This is a genomic window from Mycolicibacter senuensis, from assembly GCF_003284925.1.
Taxonomy (GTDB): domain Bacteria; phylum Actinomycetota; class Actinomycetes; order Mycobacteriales; family Mycobacteriaceae; genus Mycobacterium; species Mycobacterium algericum_A.
Genome location: NZ_QMEX01000163.1, coordinates 1 through 7,155, shown reverse-complemented (window position 1 = coordinate 7,155; position 7,155 = coordinate 1). Strand labels below are relative to the sequence as shown.

The following is a 7,155-nucleotide window of genomic DNA, read 5'->3' as shown; positions in this document are numbered from 1 at the left end:
CGGGTCGGGGTCCCCGACGAATTCGGGCTGCCTCGCTACCTGGCCGCCGGGCTTGCCGTGCTGGAGGCCGTGGAGCCGGAGAATCCCGCCGCGCAGATCGACCTGGGCGCGCTGGCCGACGAACTGGATGCCGAGGCGCTGCGCAACAGCGCCGGACGCGAGCTGTTCACCAACCCAGCGAAGATCCTGGCCGACCGGATCGTCGGCCGCGACGTCGCCCTGGCCGGTGACTGCGCGGCATCACTGGCACTGGCCCGGCACGGTTCGGCGATGATGCTGCGGATCGGGCGGACCGCGGTGGCGGCGACCGGGCTGGCCGACGCGGTGAGCGCGCTGCGTGCCCGGGCCGCGGACGGCGCCGGCGGATCCGCTGATATTTTTCATGACGAGCAGATCGACGGGCCGGCTGCAGAGCGGCTGCGAGTGCTGGCCCTGGCACTGTCGGCCGAGCGGACGGTGGTGGCGGCCCGGATCAGCGGGCTGCACGATGTCGACCTGATCGGCGCCGGGGACGTGCCGCTGGCACCGGCGGCAGCCGAGGACACACCGGGTGCGGCGGCCGTGCCGGCACCGGGCGGACCGGGCCGGGCCGAGCAACAGCTTGCGGTACTGGCCGTGCGGTTGGAGATGGCCGCCGCCTACGTGCGACTTTTACGAGGTTGACGGGAACAGTGGAACCACTACGCGGCGCGATACGGACCTACGCCTGGGGATCGCGGACCGCCATCGCCGAGTTCACCGGGCGGCCGGTCCCGGCGGCGCACCCGGAGGCCGAGCTGTGGCTGGGCGCCCACCCCGGCGACCCGGCCTGGCTGGAGACTCCCGACGGCGAGGTGTCGCTGCTGGAGGTCTTGACCGCCGACTGGGAGGGCCAGCTCGGGCCGGTGGCCCACGCCCGCTTCGGTGACCGGCTGCCGTTTTTGGTCAAAGTGCTCGCCGCCGACGAGCCGTTGTCGCTGCAGGCCCACCCCAGCGCCATGCAGGCGATCGAGGGCTATGAGCGGGAGGAGCGGCTCGGGGTTCCGGTGTCCTCGCCGATCCGCAACTACCGCGACACCAGCCACAAACCCGAACTGCTGGTGGCGTTGCAGCCGTTCGAGGCGCTGGCCGGCTTCCGGCCCGCGGCGCGCACCGTCGAGTTGCTGCGGGCGCTGGCGGTCTCGGACCTCGATCCGTTCATCGACCTGCTCGGCGGCCAGACCGCCGGCGATCGCCCCGCCCTCGATCCCGCCGATGCCCAGTCCGACGCCGACGGGCTGCGGGCGCTGTTCACCACCTGGATCACCGCGCCCCAGCCCGACCTCGACGTGCTGGTTCCCGCGGTACTCGAGGGGGCCATCCAATACCTGCATTCGGAGGCCGGCGAATTCGCAGCCGAGGCCAAGACCGTGCTCGAACTCGGTGAGCGCTATCCGGGCGACGCCGGCGTGCTGGCCGCGCTGCTGCTCAATCGGATCAGCCTGGCGCCCGGCGAGGCCATCTTCCTGCCGGCCGGCAACCTGCACACCTACTTGCACGGGGTCGGGCTGGAGGTGATGGCCAACTCGGACAACGTGCTGCGGGGCGGCCTGACGCCCAAGCACGTCGACGTGCCCGAGTTGCTGCGGGTGCTGGACTTCACCCCGACCACCGAGGAGGCGCTGCGGCCGGCGATCCACTCCGACGGCCCCGAGGTGGTCTACCAGACCCCGGCCGAGGAGTTCGCGGTGTCCCGGTTGACGCTGGACGGCGCCCACCTCGGTCATGAGCTGGACGCTCCGGCCCACCATGACGGTCCGCAGATCCTGCTGTGCACCGAAGGCTCGGTCACCGTGCACGCCAAGTCGGGGAGCCTGATCCTGCGCCGCGGCGAGTCGGCCTGGGTCCCCAGCGACGACGGGCCGATCCGCCTGCTGGCCCAGCAACAGGCCGTGCTGTTCCGCTCGACGATAGGTCTGTGAGTGTCGACCTCCGGCAGCACCAGGGCGATCCTGGCGGCGCTGCTGGCCAACGCCGGGATCGCGGTCGCGAAGTTCACCGGGTATCTGATCACCGGCAGCGCCGCCATGCTCGCCGAGGCGGTGCACTCGGTGGCCGACACCTCCAACCAGGCGCTGCTGCTGTTCGGCCAGCGCGCCGCCGCCAAGGCCCCCGACGAGCTGCATCCGTTCGGATACGGCCGCAGCCGCTACTTCTGGTCGTTCGTGGTGGCGCTGGTGCTGTTCAGCCTGGGCTCGATGTTCGCGCTGTACGAGGGCTACAAGAAGGTCCACCACCCGGTCGAGTTGAGTTCGCCGGTGGTGGCGATCGTGATCCTGGTGGTGGCGATCGGGATGGAGACATTCAGTTTTCGCACCGCGGTGGTGGAGTCGCGCCCGTTCAAGGGGGAGGGCAGCTGGCTGCGGTTCCTGCACACCTCACGTACCCCGGAGCTTCCGGTGGTGCTGCTGGAGGACACCGCGGCGTTGATCGGCCTGGTGCTGGCGTTGACGGGTGTGGGCCTGAGTGTGGTCACCGGCAACCCGGTGTGGGACGGCGTGGCAACGCTGGGCATCGGCGTGCTGCTGGGCGTCGTTGCGGTGTTCTTGATGGTCGAGATGCACAGCCTGCTGATCGGTGAGGGCGCTACGCTCGCCGAGGACCGGGCCATCCGCGCGGCGCTGGAGCAGACCCGTAACGTCACCCGGCTGATCCACATCCGCACCCTGTATCTGGGGCCCGACGAGATGCTGGTGGGCGCCAAGATCGCGCTGCCTCCGCAGCTGGATCTGGCCGCCGTCGCCGCCACCATCGACGATGCCGAAGCCAACGTCCGCAGGGCGGTCCCGGCAGCCCGGGTGATCTACCTCGAACCCGACCTGGACCGCGCCGCTGTGCCAGACTCGCGGCAGCAGAAAGGTTGATCGCTTTGTCCAGCTTCTCCTACCGGCAGCTCATCGCGGCCTGTCAGGCCGGCGGTGCCAGCACGCTGAGCGTGTACACCGAGCTGGCCCCCGCCGGCGGGCCGCATGCCGCGATCAGCCCGGCCCACCGCGCCGGACGTGGCCCGTCGGCGATCGCCCAGGAGACCCGGCTGATCGACGGCAATCCGACCGCGTCGGTGATCATCGACGACAACCAGAGCCAGATCCAGCGGGTGGAAGCCGCGATCCTGCAGGGCATCCGCGATCAGCATCCGGTGCTGGGCCGGGTGCCTCGGCTGGAGGTGTGCTACGACGGCGGCCGGACGGTCTACACCGATCTTGAGCTGCCGCAACGGATTTTCGACGGCCACTTTTTGACCGGCTCGATCGGCGGCAAGCCGGCGATCGCCCACCCGGCCTATCGGGCCGCACGCGAGAGCACTCCGGAGAATGCCCGCGCCGTGGCCGAGTTGAGCCCGGGCAGCCTGGTTTTCGGTGCGATCGACGCCGCCCGCGGCACCGGCCAGAGCCGCTTCCGCGGCGTGCTGTCCGGCGAGATCATCGGGGTGCTCGTCGACGGTGCGCCGACGGACTCGCGCGCCGCGGCCGAGTCCGGTGTCTGCTGCAGCCGCATCATTCGCACCCAGGTGCTGAGCTTCGCCGCACTGCGGCAACTGCGCTTCGACTGCGGCATCGCCGGGGATGAGGCCGGCCGCGCGCTGCTGGCCGCCTACGCGCTGGCGGGGCTGACCCGCGCCAACTCCGAGCTGAGCATCCGGGCCAACTGCGACCTGGTCGAGACCGGCCCGACGACGCTGAAACTCGACGCCCGCGACGGCGAATTCGTCGAGTTGGCGGCGCTGTCGATCGAGCAGGCCGACGAACTGCTGGAGCGCGCGCTGGTGGAGGCCTACCGGGAGGCCGACATCAGCTGGCGCGGCCAGGTGCTGACTGTCGCCGGTGATTCCGGCGCCTACGCCGCGGCCCAGAACGGCGGAGTGGCGCAGCAGGAACCGGTCGCGCAGCAGCCGCGCCACTTCCGGTTGCCGCACTTCATCGCCGAGCGGCGGCTCAGCTCGCGGCGCTGAGCAGCAGCCGCGCCGACTTCTCCAGCCGGTCGGCGATCTGCTGGTAGGAGCCGTACCCCATCCCGGCCCGCACCAGCGCCCCGGAGTAGAGCAGCTCCAGTGAGTCGACCAGGTCCGGATCGCCGCCGGGGCCCACCGCGGTGGCCAGTCGGTCATGGATCTCGGTACCGATCCGGCGGCGCAGGTGCTCGACGTCCGGGGCGCTGCCGAGCAGCGCAGCAGTGACCGCACCGGCCAACTCGGCTTCGTCGGCGACCAGCAGCGCGATGTGGCGCAGCACGGTGACGACCCGGACCGTGCGGTCGGGCGAGTCGACCGTCGGGGCCGGTGCCAGGGCCAGCCGACGCCAGAAGATCTCGGCGACCAGATGCTCTTTCGACGAGAAGTAGGTGTAGGCGGTGGCGGCGCCGATCCCGGCCTCGGCGGCCACCATGCGAATCGTCAGGCCGGAGAATCCCTCCCGGCCCAGCACCGTCATCGTGGCGCGGCTCAGCCGCTCCACGGTGTCAGCCTGTTTGGCGGTCAGCCGACGACGCGTCGACTCCCGAGCCACCGGACTGGACACATGTCTGGACGCTACTACAACAGCGCAGCCCACGCTAGCGTAGTTTGCCTGCATGGCATCCCATGAGACCCAGCGACTGTTCGACCTGGCCGGCCGGGTGACCGGCTTCATGCCCGAGGACGAGGGCCGGGCGCTTCACCGGGCCGCGGTCGATGCGCTCGACGGCGGCGTGGCGGTCGAGATCGGTACCTACTGCGGCAAATCCACCGTGCTGCTCGGCGCCGCGGCGCTCGAACGGCACAGTGTGCTCTACACCGTCGACCACCATCACGGATCCGAGGAGCACCAACCGGGCTGGGAGTACCACGACGTCACCATGGTCGACCCGCACAGCGGCCGGTTCGACACGCTGCCGGCGTTCCGGCGCACCCTCGATCAGGCCGGCCTCGACGACACCGTGGTGGCGGTGGTGGGCAAGTCCAGCGTGGTGGCCCGCGGCTGGCGCACCCCGCTGCAGCTGCTGTTCATCGATGGCGGCCACAGTGAGGCGGCCGCGCAGCAGGACTTCGACGGCTGGGCGCGCTGGGTCGACCGGGGCGGGGTGCTGGTGATCCACGACGTCTTCCCCGATCCGGCCGACGGTGGTCAGGCGCCCTACCAGATCTATTGCCGGGCAATCGAAAGTCGGCAGTTCGAGCCGGTGTCAAAGACGGGCTCGCTGCGGGTGCTGCGGCGCACGTCCGGCGTTGCCGGCGACGACGTCTAGCGCGGCAGTTCGGCGCAGGCGCAGTCGTAGTCGCCTTCCAGCCCGCGGGGCAGGTCGGTGCCGCGGAAGATCCCGGCGCCGGCGGTGGTGTCCGACAGCGCGTCGGCGGCCAGGATGACGGCGGCCCCGGTCCAGGTGGTGCGCTCCACCGGCCAGCGTTTTCCGTCGGTGAAAACCAGGCCGGTCCAATAGGATCCGTCCGCCTCGCGCAGGTGCTGCATCGCCGCGAACTGGTTGCGGGCCGCATCGGACCATCCCATCGCGTCCAATGTCAGCACCAGCTCACAGGTTTCGGCGCCGGTTACCCACGGCCGATCATCGACGCAGCGGATACCGAGGCCGTCGACAACGAAGGCGTCCCAGCGTGCGGCGATCCGTTCATCGGCCGCCGGGCCGCGCAGCGCTCCGGTGAGCACCGGGTAGTACCAGTCCATCGCGTGATGCGGCTTCTCAGTGAACGCGCCCGGGTGGGCGGTGATCGCGTGCCCGAGTCGGCCCAGCGCCACCTCCCACTCCGGTTGCGGCGCGCCGAGATAGTCGGCGAGGGCGAGCGCGCAGCGGATGCTGTGGTAGATGCTGGCGCATCCGGTCAGCAACGCCTCGGGGACCGGGCCGGCCGGTGACGCCGCCCAGCAGATTTCCCCGGAGCCGCGCTGCAGCCCCAGCACGAAGTCGATCGCGGCCGCCACCGTCGGCCACATGGCCGCGGCGAACGACCGGTCTCCGGTGATCAGCACGTGGTGCCAGACGCCGGTGGCGATGTAGGCGCAGAAGTTGCTGTCGCTGTTGGCGTCCTCGATCGCACCGGCCCGCAACTGAATCGGCCACGACCCGTCGGCACGCTGGGACTCCCGAGACCAGTCGAACGCCGCGCGGGCGGGCTCGATCAGTCCGGCCGCGGTGAGCGCCATCGCGCATTCGACGTGATCCCAGGGGTCGGTGTGCCCGGTCGCCGACCACGGAATCGCCCCGGAGGATTCCTGCACCGCGACGATCGAGGCGGCGGTCTGGCGGCACTGCTGCGGGGTGAGCACGCCGGGAACGCCCGGCGCGCCGATCTCAGCGGGGCGCACGGGTGCCCGCCGAGGTGGGGAAGTCGGCCTTGAAGTCGGCCGTTGCGTCAGCTTTGGTGAAATACATCGCGACGCTCTTGCCGAGCACCGGATTGAGCACCGCTTCGGCGACCCGGGTGACCGGCGGCCGCGACATCATGTCCCAGACCAGCAGCTTGTGGTAGGCCGACACCAGGGGATGATCCGAATTATTGACCCCCACAGCGCATTTGAGCCACCAGAACGGGGCGTGCAGCCCGTGGGCGTGATGCGATCCGGTGAATCGCAGCCCGGCTCCGGTGATCTTGTTGCGCAGCGCGGACGCCCGGTAGATCCGGATGTGACCGCCCTCGTTGCTGTGGTACTCGTCGGAGAGCAGCCAGCAGACCTGCTCGGGCAGCCAGCGGGGTACGCTCACCGCCAGCGTGCCGCCGTCGGCGAGCACCCGGATCAGCTCGGCGATCGCGGCACCGTCAGCCGGGACGTGCTCGAGGATCTCCGAGGCGATCACGACATCGAAGGCGCCGTCGGGGTAGGGCAGTGCCAGCGCATCACCGACCACCGCGCGCGCCGACGCGCCCGCCGGAGCCTCCCCGGCCTCGGCCATCGCGGCGAACATGGTTGCGACACCGTCGATCTCGTCGGCGTCCTGGTCGAACGCGGTGACGTCGGCGCCGCGGCGGTAGGCCTCGAACGAATGCCGTCCGGCGCCGCAGCCCACGTCGATCACCGTCGTCCCGGCTCCGATCCCCAGCCGGTCGAAGTCGACGGTCAACACGGTGCCGCGCTCCGCTGGATCGCGTCGCGGTAGACGGCGACGGTCTGGGCGGCGACGGCCGGCCAGCTGTAGACGTCCAGGGCG

General features: G+C 70.8%; 7 protein-coding genes and 1 pseudogene. 5 read left to right on the top strand and 3 right to left on the bottom strand.

Annotation, left to right across the window (positions count from 1 at the left end; all coding sequences use genetic code 11):
• The 4 genes and pseudogenes from DQP56_RS21260 to DQP56_RS21245 all read left to right on the top strand — a co-directional run.
• Window positions 1-663: pseudogene (locus tag DQP56_RS21260) on the top strand (TobH protein); the annotation flags it as partial.
• Between the two features lie 8 nt (window positions 664-671).
• A complete protein-coding gene (gene manA / locus DQP56_RS21255) occupies window positions 672-1,940 on the top strand; it encodes a mannose-6-phosphate isomerase, class I (RefSeq protein WP_112688823.1) in 1,269 nt (422 codons plus the stop codon).
• Complete coding sequence (locus DQP56_RS21250; protein WP_112688821.1) at window positions 1,941-2,882, top strand: cation diffusion facilitator family transporter; 942 nt, start codon at window positions 1,941-1,943, stop codon at window positions 2,880-2,882.
• 5 nt (window positions 2,883-2,887) lie between these two features.
• Window positions 2,888-3,970 carry a type I-U CRISPR-associated protein Cas7 gene (locus DQP56_RS21245; protein WP_112688819.1) on the top strand — a complete coding sequence of 361 codons (1,083 nt, stop codon included), beginning with the start codon at window positions 2,888-2,890 and terminating at the stop codon, window positions 3,968-3,970.
• Here DQP56_RS21245 and DQP56_RS21240 read toward each other — a convergent pair.
• A complete protein-coding gene (locus DQP56_RS21240) occupies window positions 3,954-4,523 on the bottom strand; it encodes a TetR/AcrR family transcriptional regulator (protein WP_112688817.1) in 570 nt (189 codons plus the stop codon). The genes DQP56_RS21245 and DQP56_RS21240 overlap by 17 nt on opposite strands.
• Window positions 4,524-4,587: 64 nt before the next feature.
• Here DQP56_RS21240 and DQP56_RS21235 point away from each other — a divergent pair, with 64 nt between their 5' ends.
• On the top strand, window positions 4,588-5,241 hold the full coding sequence (locus DQP56_RS21235; protein ID WP_112688815.1) for a class I SAM-dependent methyltransferase: 654 nt from the start codon (window positions 4,588-4,590) through the stop codon (window positions 5,239-5,241).
• On the opposite strand, the gene mmpH is transcribed toward DQP56_RS21235, so the two are convergent.
• Together mmpH and DQP56_RS21225 are read right to left on the bottom strand one after the other, a co-directional pair.
• Window positions 5,238-6,314, bottom strand: coding sequence for an MMP endo-(1,4)-3-O-methyl-alpha-D-mannosidase (gene mmpH, locus DQP56_RS21230; RefSeq protein ID WP_205868944.1), 1,077 nt, complete (start codon window positions 6,312-6,314; stop codon window positions 5,238-5,240). The genes DQP56_RS21235 and mmpH overlap by 4 nt on opposite strands.
• Window positions 6,301-7,071 carry a class I SAM-dependent methyltransferase gene (locus DQP56_RS21225; RefSeq protein WP_112688813.1) on the bottom strand — a complete coding sequence of 257 codons (771 nt, stop codon included), beginning with the start codon at window positions 7,069-7,071 and terminating at the stop codon, window positions 6,301-6,303. Before DQP56_RS21225 ends, mmpH begins: the two co-directional genes overlap by 14 nt.
• Window positions 7,072-7,155: the final 84 nt, after the last annotated feature.